The sequence below is a fragment of the Paenibacillus luteus genome (assembly GCF_006542765.1).
Taxonomy (GTDB): Bacteria; Bacillota; Bacilli; order Paenibacillales; family Paenibacillaceae; genus Pristimantibacillus; species Pristimantibacillus luteus.
The window spans coordinates 128,031-150,525 of the sequence record NZ_SKCD01000044.1; the positions used below are offsets into that span (position 1 = coordinate 128,031).

16 protein-coding genes are annotated in these 22,495 nt (G+C 46.9%); 12 read left to right on the forward strand and 4 right to left on the reverse strand.

What is annotated here, in order from left to right; genetic code table 11:
* Positions 1–33: 33 nt before the first annotated feature.
* The 4 genes from E0496_RS26625 to E0496_RS26640 all read right to left on the reverse strand — a co-directional run bounded on the left by E0496_RS26625 (position 34) and on the right by E0496_RS26640 (position 4,932).
* Entirely contained in the window at positions 34–1,254 is a 1,221-nt protein-coding gene (locus tag E0496_RS26625) for a carbohydrate kinase family protein (protein ID WP_141504810.1), read from the reverse strand.
* Positions 1,241–2,143 (reverse strand): sugar phosphate isomerase/epimerase family protein, encoded by a 903-nt coding sequence (locus E0496_RS26630; RefSeq protein WP_141504812.1) that lies wholly within the window; start codon positions 2,141–2,143, stop codon positions 1,241–1,243. The genes E0496_RS26625 and E0496_RS26630 overlap by 14 nt, the downstream gene beginning before the upstream one ends.
* Before the next feature lie 166 nt (positions 2,144–2,309).
* Positions 2,310–3,350, reverse strand: coding sequence for a LacI family DNA-binding transcriptional regulator (locus tag E0496_RS26635; protein WP_141504813.1), 1,041 nt, complete (start codon positions 3,348–3,350; stop codon positions 2,310–2,312).
* A 121-nt stretch (positions 3,351–3,471) separates the two neighbouring features.
* A complete protein-coding gene (locus tag E0496_RS26640; protein ID WP_141504815.1) occupies positions 3,472–4,932 on the reverse strand; it encodes an MFS transporter in 1,461 nt (486 codons plus the stop codon).
* Between the two features lie 379 nt (positions 4,933–5,311).
* Between E0496_RS26640 and E0496_RS26645 the strand changes: the two genes are divergently transcribed.
* From E0496_RS26645 to E0496_RS26700, 12 genes are all read left to right on the forward strand, one after another.
* Complete coding sequence (locus E0496_RS26645) at positions 5,312–5,710, forward strand: hypothetical protein (protein WP_206669877.1); 399 nt, start codon at positions 5,312–5,314, stop codon at positions 5,708–5,710.
* Between the two features lie 254 nt (positions 5,711–5,964).
* Positions 5,965–8,256 carry a helix-turn-helix domain-containing protein gene (locus tag E0496_RS26650; RefSeq protein ID WP_141504818.1) on the forward strand — a complete coding sequence of 764 codons (2,292 nt, stop codon included), beginning with the start codon at positions 5,965–5,967 and terminating at the stop codon, positions 8,254–8,256.
* A gap of 174 nt (positions 8,257–8,430) precedes the next feature.
* Positions 8,431–9,951 carry an extracellular solute-binding protein gene (locus E0496_RS26655; protein WP_141504820.1) on the forward strand — a complete coding sequence of 507 codons (1,521 nt, stop codon included), beginning with the start codon at positions 8,431–8,433 and terminating at the stop codon, positions 9,949–9,951.
* A gap of 197 nt (positions 9,952–10,148) precedes the next feature.
* A complete protein-coding gene (locus E0496_RS26660; protein ID WP_420799845.1) occupies positions 10,149–11,069 on the forward strand; it encodes an ABC transporter permease in 921 nt (306 codons plus the stop codon).
* Positions 11,070–11,101: 32 nt separating this feature from the next.
* Complete coding sequence (locus tag E0496_RS26665) at positions 11,102–11,977, forward strand: carbohydrate ABC transporter permease (RefSeq protein WP_139995171.1); 876 nt, start codon at positions 11,102–11,104, stop codon at positions 11,975–11,977.
* Between the two features lie 19 nt (positions 11,978–11,996).
* A complete protein-coding gene (locus E0496_RS26670) occupies positions 11,997–13,121 on the forward strand; it encodes a glycoside hydrolase family 88/105 protein (RefSeq protein WP_141504821.1) in 1,125 nt (374 codons plus the stop codon).
* 50 nt (positions 13,122–13,171) lie between these two features.
* On the forward strand, positions 13,172–14,848 hold the full coding sequence (locus E0496_RS26675; protein WP_141504823.1) for an MGH1-like glycoside hydrolase domain-containing protein: 1,677 nt from the start codon (positions 13,172–13,174) through the stop codon (positions 14,846–14,848).
* Positions 14,849–14,971: 123 nt separating this feature from the next.
* Positions 14,972–15,601: a hypothetical protein gene (locus E0496_RS26680; RefSeq protein ID WP_241675007.1), complete on the forward strand. Its 630-nt coding sequence runs from the start codon at positions 14,972–14,974 to the stop codon at positions 15,599–15,601.
* A 195-nt stretch (positions 15,602–15,796) separates the two neighbouring features.
* Positions 15,797–17,452 (forward strand): AraC family transcriptional regulator, encoded by a 1,656-nt coding sequence (locus E0496_RS26685; protein ID WP_141504826.1) that lies wholly within the window; start codon positions 15,797–15,799, stop codon positions 17,450–17,452.
* Positions 17,453–17,579: 127 nt separating this feature from the next.
* Entirely contained in the window at positions 17,580–18,536 is a 957-nt protein-coding gene (locus E0496_RS26690) for an iron-hydroxamate ABC transporter substrate-binding protein (protein ID WP_141504828.1), read from the forward strand.
* A 264-nt stretch (positions 18,537–18,800) separates the two neighbouring features.
* Positions 18,801–21,404 carry a winged helix-turn-helix domain-containing protein gene (locus E0496_RS26695; RefSeq protein WP_338325880.1) on the forward strand — a complete coding sequence of 868 codons (2,604 nt, stop codon included), beginning with the start codon at positions 18,801–18,803 and terminating at the stop codon, positions 21,402–21,404.
* Positions 21,405–21,515: 111 nt separating this feature from the next.
* A complete protein-coding gene (locus E0496_RS26700; RefSeq protein ID WP_141504832.1) occupies positions 21,516–22,454 on the forward strand; it encodes an NAD(P)-dependent alcohol dehydrogenase in 939 nt (312 codons plus the stop codon).
* Positions 22,455–22,495 lie beyond the last annotated feature (41 nt).

The window sequence follows — 22,495 nt, forward strand, 5'->3', positions numbered from 1 at the left end:
CGCTTGTATCCTCCTATAGGGGTAGCCCTAATATTAATGGTTATTCGTTGTTTGTTTATCTGCCGGCCCTGCCCATATGCCTTCTAGTTCACTCCAATCCCAACCTTTTAATGGTCTACCGATCGGAAGCCGCTCCCAACCCGAATGGATTCGGTTCTGAACCGATTCCCATGGCTGGATACCGCCTGTTGCACCAAGGTGTTCTACGCTGAAGGCCCCGACAGCAACGGCTCCGGTCAACGCAGCTGCTGGACCAAGCTGAAGAAGAAGACCTTGTATGAAACCGGCAATCGTACAGTCTCCGGCACCTGTTGTGCCTATGACATTCGTACGAAAGCAAGGTGCCCATAGCTCACGGTTTCTCCATTCCTCATGAATGTCCAAGGTTAATTGGTTTGTAGGATTTAGCTGCAGTTGAGGGGAGCTGCGCATGTATAATCCTGATGCGCCTAGCTTGAGTATGACCATGCCGCAGCCCATTTGGAGAAGTTCATCTGCAAGTTCCTGAATTGTCTCCTCAGGCACTACCTCGCATAAATCTCCGCCTAGCTGAAGGTGTTTTTCATACTGGTCACGATTAATCATCATTAACATTTCTTCCAGACTAGGCATGAAAACATCGACATAAGGAAGACATTTAGTTAATATGCTAATCCAATCTGCTGAGAAAGCGGCTGTCCCTTTACCTGGCATCGCCATATCTAGAGAAACGCTCATTCCTTTCGCCTTGGCCGTTCGTAGAATGCTGGACAATTGATTGCCACCATCGGCGTACATGCTTTTCATTAATGGCGGATAACCGAAATGAAAATGGCGAGCTCCACTTACTTGGTCCCAAGCGATATCATGCTCGGAGAACGTGTCGTTTGTTCCAGGACAGTGCAGGAAAATACGATCTATTCCTGGAGGGTTGAGGACTATCGTATAGGAGCTGGTTTCTCCTGTTACCTGAGTAATGTCGTCAGAAAGAGAGACATCTACGTCTCTGAGTAGATTAAGGGTCAAGCTTCCGAAAAAATCGTCACTGACTTTTCCGAAGAGACTTACGTTCGTCCCAAGCTGATGTAAGGCAATACCTGTATTCGATACAGCCCCGCCTGTACAATATTCTGCCTCGCCTACCTCTACGAGATTGCCTGGTATTAGATGGCTGTTGCTGGGCCGAGCAGAGAGGAACCTCGGTATAATATCTACCGAGATATGTCCGCACACGATGACGTCTACCTTTTCGGTAGACTCCTTATTGCGTGACATATTCCCGCCAGTAAGCAACTGATTCCTGATGATCAGGAATAATGTCGAATTCGGATGACCATGCTTCACGATGATAAATTTCAAAGATCAGCTCCGCTTCCGTGGCACCGGATGCTTCCAGGGCTTCAATGACTTTATTAGCGTGAATAATGCCTATTTCGTTGTATGCACTCGTGAATGGCCAATGTCGGCTATGTCCAACCTCTGTTTGCTGGAGATGGATAATAGGCGATACACTACCCAATTCTCTGATCCAACGATACGGGTCGCGATCATTCGGATGCGGGGCATGACCGGGATCAAGACAAAGTTTAAAAGGAAGCCCTGCACCATCGTTCAACCTTGCGAGCAGTTCTCTCGTTTCCTCAACGGTATTGGCGAACTCACGAGGAATGGACATCGGCTCGAAGATCATACAGTTCATGCCGAGATCTCGACAGAACCAGCTGAGCTCTTGCCAATATTTGATGCCTTCTGTTGTTCTCTCTTCTCTGCATGCAAGATCATCGTAGTCATTGAAGGTAAGAATACCTGGATGCCCGCCAGTCATTTTAGCCCCCATCCTTGAGGATATAACAGCAAATTTCTTGAACCAATCAAGCCATGCCTTACGCTGTTTGGCATCGGGATGCATGAAATGATTGACTCTAGTGAATGAACTGAGGAAGCTGCTTGTTATCGAAAGCCCATATTTATCTGCATTCTCAATAATCTGCTCCGTTTGCTCCTCAATAATGTCATCAGGGAGGTAGACGTTAAGAAGGTCTGCGACGAATTGGACATATTTAAGTCCCATTTCTTCGGCGACAATTCGTGTCCATACTTTAGGTTCCGGGTACTTGTTATTCGCAAAACCCATATTAATTCCTAGCTTCAAATCAAGCGCCATTAAAAGATATCCCCTTTTAGTCCGATTTACATTAACGTTAATGTTAACGTTAATGTAAATTAATATAAAACATATTGAAAGTGCTGTCAACGATTTATTAAAGGGCTTGGCAACAAATAAAACCCTACATCCGGAGAGGATGTAGGGTTTTAGGAGAGGGGTGGTATTATTCCAGAAGCGATTTTGTGCTATTTCGGATAATCAGCTTTGCATCAACGATTTCGTGGTAGTGAAGCTCTGGATTTTGCTTATACATTCGTTTCATTAATATTTCGAACGCTTTACGAGAGGTTTTGCCTTTGGAGTTGCTTATACTCGTCAACGGAAAGGGAATATACATCCGTGATTGAATGTTATCAAAACCCACAACGCTAATGTTTTCGGGTACCTTGAACTTATATTTGTTTAAGATAAAGACGGATTCCCACGCCATCATATCGTTGAAGGCGAATATGGCCGTAAAAGGCAGCTTCGATTTGATCACTTCATTAAGCTCATCGCGAGAGCCTCCCGAGATTGTAGACACTTCACGAATCAGTTCCGCATTTACGGGTATTCCGGACTCTTCCAAAGCACGCTTGTATCCAATAAGTCGCTCACGAGCGCTGGAAATCGAATGATGGGCATTAAGAAATAAGATATCCTTGTGTCCAAGCTCTACCAGATGCTGGGTAGCTAAATACCCACCCTCTTCATCATTGCTAACGACATAATCCATCGTGTCATTCTCCAAGTGGCGACCGAGAAGCACAAACGGGATTCCTAAACGTTGAAGAATTTCCATATTGTTGTCGCTGCCTTGAGCTGGACAAATAATGATACCATCGACGTTCTTGGACAAAGCCGAAAATATCGCATTTTTCTCCACTTCTTGATCCTCATAGGAGTTTAAGATGAATGTGGTATATTGCTGCTTCCTTGCTGCTGTCTCGATTTCTTTCACAGCAATAGAGAAATGGGGATTCGATACGTCAGCCACAATCACTGCAATGGTCTTCGTCATTCCCGAACGAAGGGAGCTAGCTAATGCATTACCGATATAGCCAAGCTCCTGAGCTTTTAGTTGGATGAGTTCAATGGTAGTCGCGGAAATATCTTCTTTATTCTTAAGCGCACGAGAAACGGTATTGACCGTAAACCCAGTCTGCTCAGCGATATCCTTTAAAGTAACGGCTCTAGTGGTTTTTTGATCATTTTCTTTGCCCATTTCATCATTCCTTATCCCGCGTCTCGGCGGTCCATTAGTATATGGTTTAAATACTAATGACAGCTATGCTGGTTGTCAATGTGACCGAATAGCCAAGCATGGGTTAAGCATCCCAACGTAATTATGAATTCAACGCTAAATCCCTCCGCTTGTTAAAGGCGACGAAAACGGCACATACCAGCAATACAATTCCGGTGAAAATAAATCCTTCGGTGATGTCGAAGGGCAACCAGCCGAGTACGGAGGATCCTGCAACGACTCCCAGCGAGAAGAAGGCGTAGAAATAACCGTAAGCTTTTCCGCGAAGCTCGGCAGGGGTCGCTTTAATAAGCATCGTATTAATGGATGGAAATAAGAAGGCGAAGCCTACGCCATATAGTCCGAGCACGAAATATAAAGCTAACGTAGTTGTCGATTGGCTGATGAGCAGTTGGCTGATCCCCATCAAGCCAATACCGACGGCCATCGTCTTGGCGGGGGGCACCCGGTCAAAAATCAGGTTCGTAGGCAGGACAAAAATAAGGACAGCAATAATTCCGAACGTGCTCATTAAGGTTCCGCTTAGCCTTGAATCATAGCCGAGCGTTTGAACATGCAAAGGCAGCAAATAGGCGATTACGCCTTGGGAGAACATTAAGAAAAAAGCGCCGCCGTAAGCCTTGAGTACGCCTGAGTTAAAGAGCGAGCCTGATGGTTGAACGGCAGAACTGATTTTCTCTTTCTTCGCTACCTTATACTTGCTAAGGAAAATAGCCGAAAGAATAGAAAGTGAAAAACCTAATACAGCTACGCATGTAAAGACGAACGGCACTGAGGTTTTACTGGCCATTATACCGCTGAATGCGGGTCCGATTATGGCTGCGAGACCAACGAAGGTACCAGTGAAGGCAACTTTTTTGCCTTGCTGGTCATTAATCGTTGTATTTGCTGAAAAGGTAAAGGCAGCAGGTACGATTAATCCGGCGACAAAGCCATGCAGGATTCGAACGACGATTAAGAAGAAGGGCTGATCGACGAAATGATACAGCATGAGAGCGCCGCTGGATAATATCAAGCCGACCATTAATATTTTGAAAGGTCCAATCTTGTCCGTCATAATACCCGACAAAATATTGCCCACCGTATTGGCGAGCGAATAAAGTCCAATGACAAAACCAACCACAAATGAGCTGGCACCCACGGAGGCAGCAAAGGTGCTCATGACTGGCAGCTGCGAGAACAAATCAAAAAAGGAAAAAAATACGATACTGTATACAAGCAGGGCGTAATTGAATGGCCGTACCTTATATTTCGTTTGTGCCTTCTTGAGCTGCCAGTCCAGCAAAAAGTTGCCAAGCGGTACAAAGGCCGCCAGTACTGCTGCTGCAGGCCAAAGGAGGCTCCAGTTGATACGAATGGCCGCATATAGGATCGCAAGGGCATAGATACTGAAAATGCCGCCGTGGATGCTGCCTACAATCGTGACGGCTTGCTCGATTCCCCAAATATATTTTAAAGGCATAGCGATACTTAGCAATACGAGTAATGAAATACCATCTAATAGACCGGTAATACGTAAAATGGAAATGGGATGTGCGCGCACGGGTTTTGCTCCTAATTTATATTTTGAAATGATTACTCTATTCTAACATTTTATTAGGCGGGGAAAACAGGTTGGCAGGGATTGGTTTGCTCGTTTGGCTATTCGAATGTGACAAAAGTGTAACCATTCATCCATTCCGTTAAGCTGGCTATTTGTTTGATGCGACTGAACTGCAATCATAAAATGTAAACAATTGGTTTTAAAGTAAAATGATGCACGTTTTAACCGATCTGGTTTTCTGCCTATAATGAGAATGCGAGTCAGTGGCGATACAGAATGAAAGAGGTGGTGTATCTAGTAAGAAACAGGCCCCGGAATAAAAGATTTATGGGATGTGCCGGGTTTGAATGCTTATGACAATTTTGGAGGTGGATGTATGATGAAGAAGAAGTTTGCGATGGTAGTTACTGTATGTTTGATTTTTTTGTTAGCGCTTCCAATTTCGGCTTTTGCAGGTCCTGCAGTTCCTGGCAATGGGACTAATCTTAGTGAAACATTCGGAAACCGAAAACTTACGGTTAATGTCACTTCTTTTGATGCGAATTATCAGCCGGCGTCTAACGGACCGGTTGAGGTCAGAGTCAAACTTTTGAATGGATATCCGGGTAATTACATTTATCAAACGGTCAGCCTGACATTGACATCCTCGAGTCCAAGTCTAGGTTCGTATGTCTATACTTCAAACACGCTGGATTACGGTTGGAGGATTATTGAAATCGTAGTTGACTTTGGTAATTTCGTTATTGGGAAGGCAACTAACTATTTAGTAGAGTGGTAACATAAATTTTAATTGCATAAAAATCAGTTACTCAAGACATTGCTTTTACGATACTTTTTGATCGACAGATCAGGTATTCATATAAGAAAAGCAACAGATGCACTGAAGCCGTTCCATTTGGGACGGCTTTTGTGTTGGTTATTGTTCAATTTTGCTATCGGATGATGATTGCTAGTCCGAAGGACACATGCCTATAATATATGTAACCATTTGAGGGAATACATAATAGCTTTGCAGAAAGGTTGCCGTGCGATATGCGCAGAAAAAGCCTGTTGAACAAAATGATTCTTTTTGGAAGCGTAATCAGTATTTTACCCGTGCTCATTATTGGGCTGTTTTCCTATATCCAATCCTCCAAGCAAGTGCAGGAGCGGGTCAATCAGGCTGAGCTGCAGTATGTACGGCAACTGAACGCCAATATTGAACAAGTGCTCAAGACGGTTGATCATACACTCACGAATCTAGCCGAGTCGCGTGTGATGGAGGACGCTCTGTACAGTGTGATGAGCGCGCCAAATTTTCAACTATACAACAATTTAAAAAGCGAAATTACTCATTTACAATCCTTTGATACCAAGGTCGAGGATGTAATTATCGTGAACAAGCAGCGAAATTGGCTCATTAAAAATTCGGGCATCAAGCGGCTGAATGAGCATCCCGACGAGCGGACGTATCTGGATAAATTTGAATTGATTCATAATACTTCTTGGCTTTTAGTAGAAAAGAATAGCTATAAGGATGCGATCTCGAGTCGCAGCTGTCCTTATATGATCAGTCTGGTGAAAAAGCTGCCGAATATTACGATTAACAAATATGCGCTAGCGATTGCCAACATTCCGGCTTGCAGCATTGCCGAATTAATAACGGATGGAGAGGGCCAGGAAGAGATCATCGTGCTGAATGAGGAGCAGCGAATTGTGCTTCATAAAGACAGCGCCATGATAGGCAAGCCACTTTCGTCTCATCCGGTATATGGGGCCGAGATGAGCTTTGACGGTCCATCAGGGCAACTGCAGGCGATGTATGACAGTCGGCCTTACACGGTTACCTATTACAAATCCACCTTCAACGGCTGGACCTATCTGTCTGTCGTATCGATTGATCAGTTGACTGAGGAATCAAGGCAGATTGGCTGGTTAACGCTGGGCATTAGTTTATTCATCATGATATTATCGATTCTTTTTGTCCTGCTGGGTACGAATAAGCTGTATACTCCGTTGAAGCGTTTGGTCAAAGCGATTGAAGGCCGCGATTCGGGCAGCGAGGTTTCTCCTCGTAATGAAGTGCAAGTGATCGAGGATCATATTAAGCATCTGTTTAACTCTAACTCCAAGCTGGAGAGTGAGATGCGGAGCCAGGTGCAGCAGGTGAGCTCGCTATTTCTTCACCGCATGCTCAGCGGGAGTTTGCGCGACGCAGAAATTCACGAGAAGATGAATTATTTTGGCTTTCAACCTCATTGGCAGCAAATGGCGGTACTGGCGATACAAGTGGATACGCTCGAAAATACTCATTATGAATCCAAGGATCTGGAGCTGCTGCTGTTTGCCATGTTGAATATATCGGAAGAGGTTATACCAAAGAAAAACCGGCTACCAGTTATTTTGATGGATCGTTCGGTGGTCGTTGTCGCTGGTTATAAGGAAGAAAGCTGGCAGCAAGTGGAGGAGCCGTTTTATCAACTAACAGAATTGGTAAAGCATTTGATCACTCGTTATTTGGGCCTGTCCGCCAGTATTGGCATCAGTGCGCCGTTTCAGGAAATGAAATATGCTTCGCGTGCGTACGAGGAATCACTGGAGGCTCTGACGCACCGGATTCGACTGGGCAAAGGGATTATTGTACCTTTCAGTAGTCTGCATTCGGGCAAACCTTCCGTTGCTTTCGAATACCCGGCCCGCATTGAGCATGATTTGATTCAAGCGATCAAGCTGGCTGAGCAGGAGGAAGCGGTTTTGCTGCTCAGCAATTGGATGGCCGAAGCGATTAACCAGATTCAATTGCCGGATCATTATCAGCTGTCGCTGGTTCGGCTGCTCAATCGGCTGCTCTTGCTTGGGCAGGAAGCAGGGATTGCTCTGGGCAAGAGTGGGACCTACCGAATGTCGCTTTACGAGGAAGTATTGGCGCTGCATGTCAGCGGTGAAATAGAAGATTGGTTTAAAGGTAAATTGATCATGCCTATGCTTCAGCAATTCGCTGAACGCCGCCATTCGCAGGATCAGAAGCTTTCAGAACGGATTATCGATTTGATTCAAAATCACTATGATTTCGAATTTACGCTCGAAGACTGTGCTGTGCGCCTGCATTATAATGCAAGCTATTTGAGCAGCGTGTTCAAGAAAGAGACGGGCTACACCTTCAGTGAATATTTGGCCAGCTACCGACTGCATATTGCCAAGCAGTGGCTGACGGAAACGGATATGACGGTAAAGGAAATTGCAGAGCGGCTGAAATATAACAATTCTCATAATTTTATCCGAGCTTTCCGCAAGCAAGAGGATATGACGCCCGGGCAATATCGATCTCAGTATAGCAGCCTGTAATAAAGTTATGAAAAAGCGGTATGTCAGGCATAATCATTTGGTTGGATGGAGGCGTATAATCGCCGGAAAGTCACGAATGGCAAGGGTTCTAGCCAAATGAGTATAGGCGATATGCTTCTTAACCATTTACGATGAAGCAGCAACAGAAAATACAGGTTAAGGGGTTGAATTACCATGAAAAGAAAAGTCGCAATGGGGATGCTGATGGCGCTAGCGCTGCTGGCAAGCGCATGTAGTAATGGTAGCGGCAATGCTTCAACAGGGGGCAAAGAAAATGGAGGATCAGAAGGGACTGGCGGTCAGTCGGCTCCCGCAAAAATTTCCATCATGACGCCTTTGCATATGGCAGAGACGCCAGATCCCAAGATTGAGCAGTTAATTGAAGAGAAGCTGAATGTAGATTTGGATATTCAATGGATTCCGGCATCTACGTTCCCGGATCGAATGAGCGCAGCTTTTGCTACGGGAAGCCTGACGGACATCGTTAATATCTCGATTACAGGCGCCAACCGCGAGGCCATCCGTGACGGACAGTTCTGGGACATTTCTGCTTATATCGATCAATATGAGAACTTGAAGAAGCTGAACCCGGAAGTGCTGAATAATACCAAAGTGGATGGCAAACTGTATGCGCTCTATCAAGGGCGGCCATTATCCCGCCAAGGTATCATCTATCGTCAGGATTGGGCTAAGCAGCTTGGATTGTCCGATCCGCAAAACCTGGATGAATTGTACACGATGCTTGAAAAATTCACCATTGAGGATCCCGATCAAAATGGTCAAAAGGATACCTTTGGTCTGGCAGAGCGCGGAGATCTGGTATCCGGCGCATTCAAAACGATCGCTTCCTGGAACGGAACGCCGAATGAGTGGGGTGTAATGGACGGTAAGCTTGCACCGGCATTTATGTTCCCGGAATACAAGGAAACGATGGAGTTTTTCAAGAAGCTGCGTGCAAACGGATACATTAATTCTGATTTTCCAGTTACAAGCAAGACCGAGCAGCAAAATCTGATCATGAACAGCAAGGCCGGCGCTTATATCGGCTGTATGTGTGATGTGCAGCAGCTGTATACTGGATTGGCGCAATTGCAACCTGATGCACAACTCGAGGTGTTTAATCAAGTGAAGGGGCCAAGCGGCAAATTCACCGTATTCTCAGGACCAGGCTTCAACCACCCTTATCTGTTCCCGAAATCAGCGATTAAGACAGAGGAAGAGCTGAAGCAGGTGCTAGCCTTTATGGATGGCATGATGAGTCCTGATATCGCAAATATGCTGTACTGGGGCATTGAGAACGAGCACTATACCGTTGTCGACGGCAAGGCTGTACCCGTAAAGGAGCAAGCGAAAATTGACCGGGATGTAAAACCGTACAATACGATTGAGGTTGGTGATTCTGCGACCAATAGCCGTTTGGAAGGCAAGTATGATTACACACCAATGCAGAAAGCGCAGGAATTGTTTGTCGACAATGAAGCGTTTGTCGTGCCCGATCCAACGCTTATGCTGGATTCCGATACATTTACCAAGCACAAGGACCGATTGGCTCAAATCATAACGGATGCAACCTACAACTATATGCTGGGCGAAATGGATGAGGCCGGATTTAACAAGGCAGTGGAACGCTGGAAGTCTGAGGGCGGTATGCAAATGATCGATGAGTTTAACGCTGCCTACGAGCAAAACAAATAATGTACTGCTAAGCGGCGTGTTCCTGCTGAATACAAGCGGGGACAGCCGCTGTCATAACGATACTTGTATTTCTGCTTGCTAGATAGCAGTTTGAATAGAAACCTAATCGCCTATAGTCATATATCCTTGTTTTCCGCTAGTTAAACTTGTTTATAAAACGCTTTAGGAGGGCGGAAAAGATGAACAACCAACTGACAATGTCGTCAGGCAAGCGAGCCCATATCATGCGTAACATTCTAAAAAACAAGTGGCTGTACCTGATGATCTCTCCGGGACTGCTGTATATTTTGATTTACAAATATATTCCCATGTATGGTCTGATTATCTCATTTCAGAACTACAAATCCTATCAAGGGATTCTTGGCAGCGAATGGGTAGGCTTTGAGCATTTTGAACGATTGTTTGGCTCTCCGGACTTTTGGATGATCTTCTCCAATACGATTATTTTATTTGCTCTGCAGCTGCTGATCTTTTTTCCTATACCCATTATTCTGGCTTTGATGCTTAACGAGCTGCGGTCGGAGAAATACAAACGGACGGTTCAGACCTTGATTTATTTGCCGCATTTTATGTCGTGGGTCATCGTTGTATCGATTAGTTTTGTTATTTTCACGGTGGACGGCGGTATTTTTAATAGTTTGCTGGAGTTGCTTGGGTTTGAAAAAATCAACTTCCTGCTTAAAGAAGAGTGGTTTCGCCCAATGTATATTCTTCAGGTCATATGGCGTGAGGCTGGCTGGGGAACCATTATTTTTCTAGCGGCAATCGCATCGGTTGATCCACAGCTGTACGAAGCGGCCAAGATGGACGGTGCGGGTCGAATCAGACAGATGGTCAGCATTACATTACCGGCTATCAAAAGCGTGATTATAGTTTTGCTAATTCTGAAAATTGGCGACGTGCTGGAGCTGGGGTTTGAGCATGTGTATTTGCTGCTCAATTCCACAAATCGGCAGGTGGCAGAAATATTCGATACGTATGTATATGTGACGGGTATCCATCAAGGGCAGCTCAGCTATTCCACGGCAGTCGGCTTTTTCAAAGGATTCGTAGGGCTGGTTCTGGTTATTGGCGCGAACTGGCTGGCGAAAAAACACGGCGAGGATGGCATTTACTAGAAGCACGAGAGTGAACGGGGGGAGGAAAACAAATGGTAGGCGACAAATCATGGAGCGGACGGATTTTTAATGGAGTGAATGTTCTACTGCTAGGCATCATCGGATTGGTGACGGTACTGCCGTTTATTCACGTTTTTGGCAGCTCCTTTGCGACGGCAGGCGAAATAGCATCCAAAAAGTTTCTGCTGATTCCAACGGAATTTACGTTGGATGCATACAGATTTATTTTTTCTACTAGTACATTAACTCGATCCATGCTCGTTTCAATTGGCGTGACAGCGTTTGGAACCATTTGGAGCATGTTCATTTCGGTGTTAACGGCTTACGGGCTGTCACGCAAGGATTTGATGGGACGCAATTGGATCATGTTTTTGTTCGTATTTACGATGTTGTTCAACGGCGGAATGATTCCTACATTTCTGGCCGTTAAGGAAACGGGCTTGCTGGATTCATATCTGGCTTTGATTATTCCGGTATCCATTAACGTGTTTAATATGATCATACTTAAAACCTTCTTTCAGGGGCTCCCGGGTGCATTGGAGGAATCGGCTAAAATGGACGGCTGCAACGATTTCGGTATATTGTTCCGTATTATTATTCCTTGCTCTCTCCCGGCAATTGCAACGATTTCACTTTTTTATGCGGTGACCTATTGGAATACGTATATGCACGCTATTCTCTATTTAAGCGATGCGGCCAAGTGGCCGGCGCAAGTGCTGCTGCGGCAAATTATCGTATTGGCAAGCGGCCTGAGCTATGACAATTCCGTGTATACCGATGTACCGCCGCCTTCGCAAGCAGTGAAAATGGCCGTTATCGTCGTGGCAACGCTGCCAGTGCTGCTCGTATACCCGTTTTTGCAAAAGCATTTTGCCAAAGGCGCTCTGCTCGGTTCCGTTAAAGCATAATGAGGAGGAGAGGAGTCCTATGCCCACACAAAGCTGGTCGGTTCTAACGGTAGATTCTTTGATGAGGCAATATCCTCTGCTGTCGGATCACCCCTATTTGAGTGATTGCTGGAATTATGAAAGCGGCTGCCTGCTGCTGGCGATCGCCCGTTTGTATGAGCGAACCGGCTCGCAGGAATATTTGTCCTATATTCGCAAAAATATCGATGCCTACGTTGCCGAAAACGGTTCAATTCACAGCTATAATCTAAATGATTACAATCTGGATCAGGTCAATCAGGGCAAGGTGCTGCTGTTTTTGCATCAACAAACAGGGGCCGACAACTACATGCAGGCAGCCCGTCTGCTGATTAGCCAGCTGGAAGGTCAGCCTCGCACGGAGGAGGGGAGCTTCTGGCACAAAAAGGTATACCCTTACCAAGTATGGCTGGATGGATTATATATGGCTGCTCCATTTCTTGCTGAATATGCACGGATGGAGAAGCGGCTGGAACTTCTGGATGATGTGGCCAGCCAGCTTCTGATTGCCGAGTCTCGCACGCGTAATCCGCTGACGGGTCTGCTGCACCATGCCTACGACGAAAGCAGGGAGCAGGAGTGGGCGCACCCGGAGCATGGCCGTTCGCCTCATGCTTGGGTACGGGCGATTGGCTGGTACGGCATGGCTATCGTCGATGTTCTTGACTTTATGCCTATTAGCCATAGCTTGCGAGGACAGCTTATCGGCACGTATGAGCGGCTGTTTGCGGCTTTAATACGAGTGCAGGACAGCGCGACCGGGCTGTGGCATCAGGTGCTTGGCGAGGAAGGGCGCTTCGGTAATTATTTGGAAAGCTCCGGCTCGGCCATGATCGTGTACGCAGCTCAAAAGGCGCTCAATCAGGGCTATCTTAGCGGGAAGTACCGTGCTTCGGCTGACCAAGGGTATGACGGACTGCTGCAGCATGCAGCGGCGATAGATGATGCTGGGAATGTGCATGTGCATGGCATTAACCGTGTTGCGGGATTAGGCGGGGAGCCTTATCGCGACGGTTCCTTCACTTATTATATTAGCGAACAGGTGGTCTCTAATGACTCCAAAGGGGTGGCACCGTTTATTTTTGCCTGCATAGAGAAGGAAAAAGGTGAGGCTGCTCTAAGCTAAGAACGATGATACGGCGTAATGCTGCACAATAGGATGGAGGAGAATCAATTATGAGTACGAATGCTCCGCGTGAGCTGAACTACTTTCGGCAATCGTTTGGGGATCTGGATGTGGCTCAGCGGGTAGGTGAGCTAGGCAAACCGTCCGACGAAGCTATTTTGCAGCAGTTTATCGACTCTGGGGTGAAATTCTCTGCTTCGTCGCCTGTTCTGGAGTCAGTGTATTACCGGGCGGTGCGCAAGCTGCTGGATTGCATCGTTCCAAATGCACAACAAGCACCGATTCTTCAGGAGGGAGGGGTCTATCTAGGCTGCTGGCTGGAGAGTACCGGAACGATAAATGCCGAGCTTTGCTCTCGGTTTATCCCGTCTGTTGCTGAAGCAACCTACAGCCAGTTTGCAGCGCTGCAGCGTGAAGACGGCTTGGTGCCTTACAAAATTACGGCAGAGGGCGCTGTATTTAAGCAAATTCAGCTCGTTACGCCGCCGGCTAGAAGTGCCTGGAACCATTATGCGCTGCATAGAAATCAGACAGCGCCATCCTTTTTACCACAGATGTACGAGGCGTTATCTCGATATGATAACTGGCTGTCGCAATATCGCAATACGCGGGGAAAGGGCTGTGTGGAGGCGTTTTGTGCATTTGACACAGGCCATGATTTATCGCCAAGGTTTTGGCATGTGCCGGATACTCCTCATTTGAATGACCCGGCGCTCGTGAATCCCGATTCTCCTATTTTGCCGTTTTTAGCACCGGATCTGACTGCCAGCGTATATTGCAGCCGCAAATATCTTGGTCAAATGGCGCGCGAGCTTGGGCTCTCGGACGACCAGTGGCGGGAAAAGGCGGAGCATGGGTTGGAGAGTCTGATGAAGCATTGTTTTGACCAAGTGGATCATTTTTTTTATGATGTGGATAAGCAGGGGCAATTCGTGCGCGTTCAATCCGATGTGCTGCTCCGCGTCCTTGCAAGTGAGGTGGGAGACAGGGATTTTTTTGACGAGATGCTGAGGCGATATTTGCTCAATACCTCCAAGTTTTTTGCAAAATATCCGTTTACATCGCTGTCGATGGAGGATCCGCGGTTTGATCCCTTTTCGAGCTATAATACTTGGGCGGGTGCAACGAACTTTCTCAGCCTCATTCGTGCTCCGCATGCCTTTGAATATCATCAGCGCTATGTGGAGCTCACCTGGATATTGCAGCCGATTATATCGGCGCTGTCACGCATGACACAGTTCGGGCAATGCCTCAGCCCGTGGACCGGAGAGGAGGGCTATACGGAATCGTATTCCCCGTCCATACTATGCTTGCTTGATTATATTGAAAGGCTCTGTGGTATTTTCCCGACAACCGGGAGTGAGCTATGGTTTACCGGATTGCTGCCTTATCCATTGGATCATGGCATTTCATTGGCCGAGCATACCGCCTACAGCCGTACGGTTGATGGAACAGCTTATGAGCTAATTAATAAAGAGGAGATGGCGAGTATTTATGTCAGCGGCAAGCTGCGATACCGTTTCCCGTCAGGCATTCGCCTGGTGACTGACCGTGCAGGAAATCTGAAGGCGGTGATCGGGATGACTGCGCGCAGGGTTGAAGGTATTATTGAGTACGGTGAGACACATATTTCTTTTGGCGTGGACGGAAATGAGACGCTAGTTTATGAGAATGGTGCTTTTTATTCAGCTTCATCGCCGGGTGTCGTTTATCCGACGTATGGTTAAGAATGGTTTTATAACGTATGGATTCCAATAAAGTTCCCATTCTAAATTTAACCTATTTTCTCTTGCATTCAGGTAGTTCCAGCCGCTCCCGCTGAATGGTATGATAGAAGCTGAGGGGTGACGATGACAATGAACAATGAGACAACAAACGAGGAAGTAAACAGCACGGAACCGGTCATGACAGAGGAGAAATGGGCAGAGCTTCTAAAGGCTGTTCATCATAATGGTCTTGTAGCTCTAAAAACGCAATATGATAACGTCGAGGGGCAAGTATTGAATCTCGAAGCTTACGGCCCGGTTTTTGTATTTCATGTGAAGGATGAGACGGATAGTGTATACTCCTGCGGCTTTTTTCTGCGTGAGTTGATTGCTAGATTCCAATCAGGGAATGATCCAGCCTTATGGATGGCTTCTTTCTTTGTCGAGCTAATGGAAACCAAAGGTGGAAAAACTCTTCCGCAACCGGCTTCGAGCGAAGATGAGGCAAAGGCAATTATCGACAACCTTCTCGTTCCACAATGCATCAAAGCGGTAACAGAAGAGTTCGCTCCTGAGAAGGTACATGCAGGCCTTGCTTGGAACGAAGACCACGGTCCGGTCTTTGAAGCAGGATTTCCATCGATTATCGAAGGGAATAACGTTTGCGCTATTCCTCTGCATATCCTGCTCACGCATTTGCAGCTGAATCGGGATCCAGGGGAGCTGCTGCTTCAAGGCTTGTATGACATTCGGGAAAAGAATGGCATGGACTAGCTTATGTTTTTCTAAAAAAATAGGGGGTTATTCCGATGAAGGTTCTATGACCTTCAGAGGGATGCCCTCTTTTTTTGCCTAAGTGCTGGTCTTAGCGATTCCGCTGTGCTAATTTCTCATTGAATAATATGATACGATGGAGTCAACACAATCATTAGCATAAATGCACCGTATACCTTAATGGAGGCTTTGGTTATGAAAAACGTTGTCTCGGAATGGGCGGAGTCCCACTTTCCTTTATATACGATTGGCAGCATACATTCGCTGTACAGCACCTCTAATCAGCCCATGCATAAAATTCATGAGAGTCTAGCGGTGATTCTTGCGATTGCCGGAGGCAAGGGCACTTTCCGAATCAATGATCAATCCTACGAACTTGCGGAGGGGAGTGTCATCCTTCTCCCGGCACAAAGCCATGCTGCCTTAATTGGAAATTTATCACAGCCTCTTCATACTTACATGCTTTCAATCAGTTCCCAGGAGCAGGCGAGCCCGATGTCATCCGGTGCGTTGGTTCAAAGAAGCGAGATAGCCTCTCGTTCAAGTGTGTTGTTCTTCTCGCATGAGCCTCAGATTGTGGCTGATGTGGAGGAGCTTTATATCCACCGGTTGCCGGCAAACGAGGCAAGGCATGTACAAAATCAAATGACCTTTTATCAAATCATTCTAAGGCTTCTGGAGCAGCAGGACGCCAAATATGCGGCAAGTGAGCAGCCCTCTATGGAACGCAGCATTACTTATTTGGAGAACCACTATGGCGAAAAAATCACGCGTGAGCAGTTGGCCGCCATGGCGGGCATAAGCCAATCTCACTATTCGATTCTTTTTAGACAGTTGACGGGTTTCACTCCTAATGAATACTTATCACGGCTGCGCGTTCACCGAGCCAAAGAGCTATTAATGAGTGGTTCGGGCACACTGAGGGAAATTGCGCAGAAGGTAGGGTACAAGGACGAATTTTATCTCAGCCGACGTTTCAAGCAGCAAACCGGTGTTTCGCCTTCAGATTACAGCGGCGGGTCATTACAACGAATCGCCGTACTGCTAGCGCCGTATGCTAGCCACTTGCTGTTGCTTGGACTGGAGCCTTCTGTCATTATTTCGGAAAGTAGTGAATACTTGAATACGATAGACCTTCCGCAACCGCAAACCATGATGTTTATTAATGCCAATGGCTCTGCTGAACAGGTGAGGTCGGCTTTGTTGGATAACAACATTGAGCTGATTATTGCGGCAAATGAGCATATGCATCAATTTGGGCTGCATTCAGGCCATTTGCGGGGTGCAGCACCAATCGTTGAAGTTCCATGGATGAAAATGGGATGGAAGGATCATCTTCGGCTTATTGCTCAGGCGATTCAGCGCAGCGACCGGGCAGAGGAGTGGTTGGCTGTGTTTGAAAAGGAGGAGCAGGCTGCCAGAACCATGGTGCAGCAAAGTGGAGTTGCAAATGAAACCTTAACGATTATGGTTATCAAGCCCGAGGAGCTGCTCGTTTACGGAGCGCGTAATGTCGGATATGTGATGTATCAATCACTAGGGTTACAGCCCCCAGCAAAGATTGGACAAGAGCTCGAAAAGCTGGGTGATGAATTTCATTCCGTTCCGATTGAAAGATCAGAGCTTGTTGATTATGCAGGATCACGAATATTCGTCATTGTATTTCCTGATACCAAAGGCTCTACGGCGCATGCGGAAAGAATATTTCTCTCTTCGGATTGGAAAGAGCTTCCCGCCGTAAGGCAGAATCGTGTGCAGCTGCTGGATAAGGATGAATGGGTGCCTTACAACCCAGTTTCCATTCAATTGCAGCTTGGGCGTGCGGTAGCTTTATTTTCAGGCAACCAATAGTCCAAGCTCATTTCCGTACAAAAAGGCATGGATAGGTGCAGGATGGCACCCTATAATGATGATAATGATTTTCATAATCAGATAAAATCATTGCCACATCGTTATTCAAAAGGGAGAGAGTCATTGTATGAGAAAGTTTTTTATTCCGCTAGTCCTCATTTTTGGGGTGCTTGTGACTGCTTGCAGCGGAAACCAAGAAAATAATGCCAATCCTGCTAGCAATGCGCCAAGCCCGTCCCCAGAGGCTTCTGCGGATGCGGAATCTGCTACAGTAATCTATCAATCAGAGAAAGGGCCTGTCGAGGTCCCTAGAAATCCTAAACGCGTCGTCGTGCTTACTCGTTTTTTGACCGGTAATGTTATGGCACTGGACGTGCCATTGGTTGGGGTAGACGAAATGTCCAAATCGAATCCGAACTTTGAAGAGCAGTTAAAGGACGTTGAGGCGGTAAGTGACGAAAGTTTGGAGAAAATCCTTGAGCTGCAGCCAGACCTTATTATCGGGCTGTCTGATATTCAGAATATCGATAAATTTGAGCAAATCGCGCCTACGGTTACTTACACGTATAATAAATTGAATTATTTGGAGCAACAGCTTGAAGTTGGAAAATTGCTCAATAAAGAAAAAGAAGCGCAGGCTTGGGTCAACGATTTTCAAGTTCGAACCCAAAAGGCTGGAGAAGAGATTCGGGCGAAGATCGGGGAAAACGCGACGGTTTCCGTTATCGAGACGTTTAACAAGCAGCTCTACGTATACGGGTATAACTTTGGTCGCGGAACCGAGCTGCTCTATGGGGACTTAAAGTTTGCTATGCCCCAGAAAGTCGAAGAGGGAACGAAAACGGAAGGTTATTTAGCTTTATCAACGGAAGTGTTAAATGATTACCTTGGCGATTACGTTATATTCAGCAAGGATGCCGATGAAGACAACTCTTTTCAAGATACGCAGGTTTATAAGAGCCTTCCTGTTGTCCAAAACAATCACGTCTTCGAAGTCGATGCCAAGCGATTCTACTTTAATGATCCACTGAGCCTGGAATACCAGCTGGACGTGTTCATTGAGCATTTTTTAGGTAAGGAATAAGGTTATTCAAGCAAAGATGAAGCGGTTCGAACCTAAATATAGTTAAAGGGCCGTAATTATGAGTAAAGTCCTGTGCCGCGGGGAAGAAATTCCTCTGGAACAGGGCTTATTTTTGTTTTCTAAAATAATATTAATCCTTATCCTGTGCTTTAGTTGACGTTGGAGAACGACGGTCTTTATAATTTAAATATGACTATTCCAATCCTGTTTACAAAATTACATATGCCCCCGTCCCGTCCCGGCATTGTCCTGCGACCCCGTCTAATGGAGCAACTGGCAGACGGCTTGCACGGCAAGTTAACGGTCATCACTGCCTCTGCAGGCTATGGCAAAACGACGATCGTTACCGAGTGGCTGGCTGCTTGTGAACGACCAGTTGCCTGGTTATCCATGGACGAAGGGGATAACGACCCTGCACGCTTTCTGACTTACCTCACCGCGGCTTTGCAGACCATTGCCACAAGCAATAGAGAAGGCGTATTTGCTTTGCTCCAATCTCCTCAGCTCCCGCCAGTCGAATTGATCATTACAGCCTTGCTTAATGAAATCAGCGCCATTCCAGACCCTTTCATCCTTGTTCTTGACGATTACCACGTATTGGATACTGGACCCATTGACCATGCCATTGCGATGCTTATCGAGCGAATGCCGCCACAGTTGCATGTCATCATAACTACTCGTCAAGCTCCGCGGCTGCCCTTGGCGCGGTTACGTGCCAGAAACCAATTGGCGGAAGTACGCGCCTCAGACCTGCGCTTTACTTCGAGTGAAGCTGCCGAATTTTTGACTCGAGTGATGGGTTTAAGCCTTACAGTGAAAGATATTACCTTGCTCGAATCCCGAACGGAAGGCTGGATTGCTGGATTGCAGCTAGCCGCGTTATCTGTGAAGGGACATGAAGATCCCGCTAGCTTCATCCAATCCTTCACTGGCAGCCATCGCTTCGTTATGGATTATTTGGTTGAAGAAGTATTGCAGCAGCAATCCTTAAGCATCCAAGTTTTTTTGCTGCGCACCTCTATTCTCGAACGGTTGTCCGGCCCGCTTTGCGATGCCGTTCTTTGTAGCGATGACAAGGACAAGCGGTCCCCTTCTCCTTCCGGACAAGAACAATTGGAATTTCTCGAACGCGCCAACCTATTCATCGTCCCGCTGGACAACGAGCGGCAGTGGTACCGATATCATCACCTGTTTGCTGATTTGCTGCGGAAACGACTCCATCAGAACAATTCCTTTAATGCAGGAGATGGCGTTAGCCAAGTGGCACAATTGCATACACGAGCGAGCAAATGGTATGAAGAGCATGGCCAGGAGCTTGATGCCTTTCATCACGCGGGGGCGGCAGGGGATCATCGGCGCGCTGCCCGGCTTGCGGAGGGAAACGGGATGCCTTTGCTCTTTCGCGGAGCGGTGTACCCTGTCATGAAGTGGCTCGACTCCTTGTCCAATAAAGACCGGGATGAAATGCCCTCTTTATGGGTGATGCATGCCTCGGCCATGCTGATGGTTGGCCAATTGACGGGTGTTGAACAAAAACTGCAAGCCGCTGAACAAGCACTGCGGACTGCAGAGCCAGACGATAACAATCGTGATCTTTTGGGACATATTTCCGCTATACGCGCTTCACTGGCTGTCAGTAAGCATCAGGCAGACACCATCATAACTGAATCGATTCGTGCTCTTGAATATTTGCACCCTAACAACCTGCCCGTCCGCACAGCCACGAACTGGGCACTCGGATATGCATATCATCTCCAAGGTGATCGTATCGCTGCCCGCAAAGCGTATACGGAAGCTCTAGTTAGCAGTCAGATGATCGGGCATGCCATCATTTCGATCATGTCTACCCTTGGCTTGGGGCACATACATGAAACGGAAAACGAGCTTGAAGAAGCGTTACAGTCCTATCGGCAAGTTCTAACGATAACAGGAGACTCGCCCATTCCAGTGGCTTGCGAGGCGCATCTGGGATTAGCCCGCATCTTTTATGAATGGAACGACTTGGAGAGGGCTAAGAAGCATGGTGAGCAGAGCGTGCAACTGGCGAAACAGTTTGACAGCACGGATCGAGTCGTTGCGGGCGAGGTGCTTTTAGCAAAGGTAAAGCTTGCCGAGGGAGAGAGAAATGAAGCGGCTGCTCTCTTGGCTAAAGCTGAGCTTTTGGCGCGGCAGCATCATTTTACGCAGCAGCTGCCTACGATTGTTGATACGCTCGTGCTTGTGCGGCTACAACAGGGGGATATGCCCGCAGCCGACGATCTGGCACAAAAGCATGAGCGTCGCCTTAGTCAAGCTAGAGTACAATTGGAACAAAGAGACATGGCTGGGGCACTGGCACTGCTAGGACAGCTTAAGGAGGAGGCGGAGGCGGCAGAGCATAAGAATGAGCAGCTGAAGGTGATGGTGCTGTTGTCCGTTGTTCTGCAAGCATCTGGCGAAAAGTCACGGGCTTCGCAAATACTAGCAGAAGCCTTGAGGATGGCTGAACCTGGAGGCTTTATCCGAAGCTTTGTCGACGAAGGAAGGCCGATGCAGCGGCTATTGTGCGAAGCAGCGGCAACTGGAATGATGCAGCTTTATTTAGAACAACTGCTGACTGCTTATACGGTTGAGGGTTTTGATTCGGTTTTGGAACCCTCACAGCAGAAGTATGTGCAGCCTGCCGATCTGCTAATTGAGCGGCTGAGCGAGCGGGAGCTGGAGGTTTTGCGGCTGATCGCAGAAGGACGGTCAAATCGTGAAATCAGCGAGCGGCTTTTTCTTGCTCTGAGTACGGTGAAAGGCCACAATCGGATGATTTTTGACAAATTGCAGGTTACGCGGCGAACGGAAGCAGTTGCATGTGCCCGCAAATCAGGCTTGCTGTAAGCAGGGCTAGTGAGGTGGAGAATCTAATTTCAGCAAACCATACTTTAGTATCTATATTTCAATGCCGTGCAGCAGCTATACTAAATGCAAATTCAGGTTTGGAGGAAAACCATGAAAGCAATTGTATGCACAAATTATGGATCGCCGGATGTTCTGAAGCTTCAGCAAATAAAGAAGCCTATTCCTAAGGATAATGAAGTGTTGATCAAAATTCATGCGACAACCGTTACTTCAGGCGACTGCAGAGTTCGCAGCTTCAAAAGCCCTCTCTTGTACAAAATTCCTATGAGGCTATTTCTAGGCATCCGAAGACCAAGAAACCCGATTCTTGGAACGGAGTTATCGGGTGTAATCGAAGCGGTAGGGACAGGGGTTAAGGGATTCAAGAACGGCGACCCGATTTATGCATTTACGGGAATGAAATTTGGCGGTTATGCAGAGTACATTTGCCTCGCAGCAGATAGTACGGTGACCATAAAACCAACCAATACGACTCATGAGGAGGCCGCTTCGATCCTTTTTGGGGGAACGACAGCATTGTATTTTCTGAGGAAAGGAAAGATTCAAAGCGGCCAAAAAATACTGATTTATGGGGCTTCCGGCGCAACAGGAACTTCCGCTGTGCAGCTTGCTAAATATTTTGGCGCTGAAGTTACAGGGGTGTGCAGTACCGGCAATATGGAATTGGTGAAGTCTCTCGGAGCTGACGATGTCATTGATTATACAAAGGAGGATTGGGCGGCAAGCGGTAAGCGTTACGATATCATCTTCGATGCTGTAGGGAAAACCTCCAAATCCAAATGCAAGAACGTATTGCTACCGGACGGGGTGTATGTGACCGTTGAAGGACAGGGAATTGCAAAGGTTCGGCTTGAGGATTTAATTTTTCTCAAAGAGCTAGTGGAGGCAGGAGCAGTGAAATCGGTCATAGATAGCATCTATCCGTTTGAACAAACGCCAGAAGCGCACCGTTATGTTGAGAAAGGACACAAAAAGGGAAATGTAGTAATTTCGGTGATCCTGTTATCAAAAATAAGTGAAGCGCTATAGCTATGGTATAATTACCCTATTAAACAACTATGAATGCTCAT

What these genes read in the sequence shown, in the direction of transcription:
- E0496_RS26670 (WP_141504821.1), top strand. Translation starts at nt 11,997, where the DNA reads ATGCCCACACAAAGCTGGTCGGTTCTAACGGTAGATTCTTTGATGAGG.
- E0496_RS26685 (WP_141504826.1), top strand. Translation starts at nt 15,797, where the DNA reads ATGAAAAACGTTGTCTCGGAATGGGCGGAGTCCCACTTTCCTTTATAT.
- E0496_RS26655 (WP_141504820.1), top strand. Translation starts at nt 8,431, where the DNA reads ATGAAAAGAAAAGTCGCAATGGGGATGCTGATGGCGCTAGCGCTGCTG.
- E0496_RS26630 (WP_141504812.1), bottom strand. Translation starts at nt 2,143, where the DNA reads ATGGCGCTTGATTTGAAGCTAGGAATTAATATGGGTTTTGCGAATAAC.
- E0496_RS26650 (WP_141504818.1), top strand. Translation starts at nt 5,965, where the DNA reads ATGCGCAGAAAAAGCCTGTTGAACAAAATGATTCTTTTTGGAAGCGTA.
- E0496_RS26660 (WP_420799845.1), top strand. Translation starts at nt 10,149, where the DNA reads ATGTCGTCAGGCAAGCGAGCCCATATCATGCGTAACATTCTAAAAAAC.
- E0496_RS26680 (WP_241675007.1), top strand. Translation starts at nt 14,972, where the DNA reads ATGACAATGAACAATGAGACAACAAACGAGGAAGTAAACAGCACGGAA.
- E0496_RS26665 (WP_139995171.1), top strand. Translation starts at nt 11,102, where the DNA reads ATGGTAGGCGACAAATCATGGAGCGGACGGATTTTTAATGGAGTGAAT.
- E0496_RS26645 (WP_206669877.1), top strand. Translation starts at nt 5,312, where the DNA reads ATGAAGAAGAAGTTTGCGATGGTAGTTACTGTATGTTTGATTTTTTTG.
- E0496_RS26695 (WP_338325880.1), top strand. Translation starts at nt 18,801, where the DNA reads ATGGAGCAACTGGCAGACGGCTTGCACGGCAAGTTAACGGTCATCACT.
- E0496_RS26690 (WP_141504828.1), top strand. Translation starts at nt 17,580, where the DNA reads ATGAGAAAGTTTTTTATTCCGCTAGTCCTCATTTTTGGGGTGCTTGTG.
- E0496_RS26625 (WP_141504810.1), bottom strand. Translation starts at nt 1,254, where the DNA reads ATGTCACGCAATAAGGAGTCTACCGAAAAGGTAGACGTCATCGTGTGC.
- E0496_RS26635 (WP_141504813.1), bottom strand. Translation starts at nt 3,350, where the DNA reads ATGGGCAAAGAAAATGATCAAAAAACCACTAGAGCCGTTACTTTAAAG.
- E0496_RS26675 (WP_141504823.1), top strand. Translation starts at nt 13,172, where the DNA reads ATGAGTACGAATGCTCCGCGTGAGCTGAACTACTTTCGGCAATCGTTT.
- E0496_RS26700 (WP_141504832.1), top strand. Translation starts at nt 21,516, where the DNA reads ATGAAAGCAATTGTATGCACAAATTATGGATCGCCGGATGTTCTGAAG.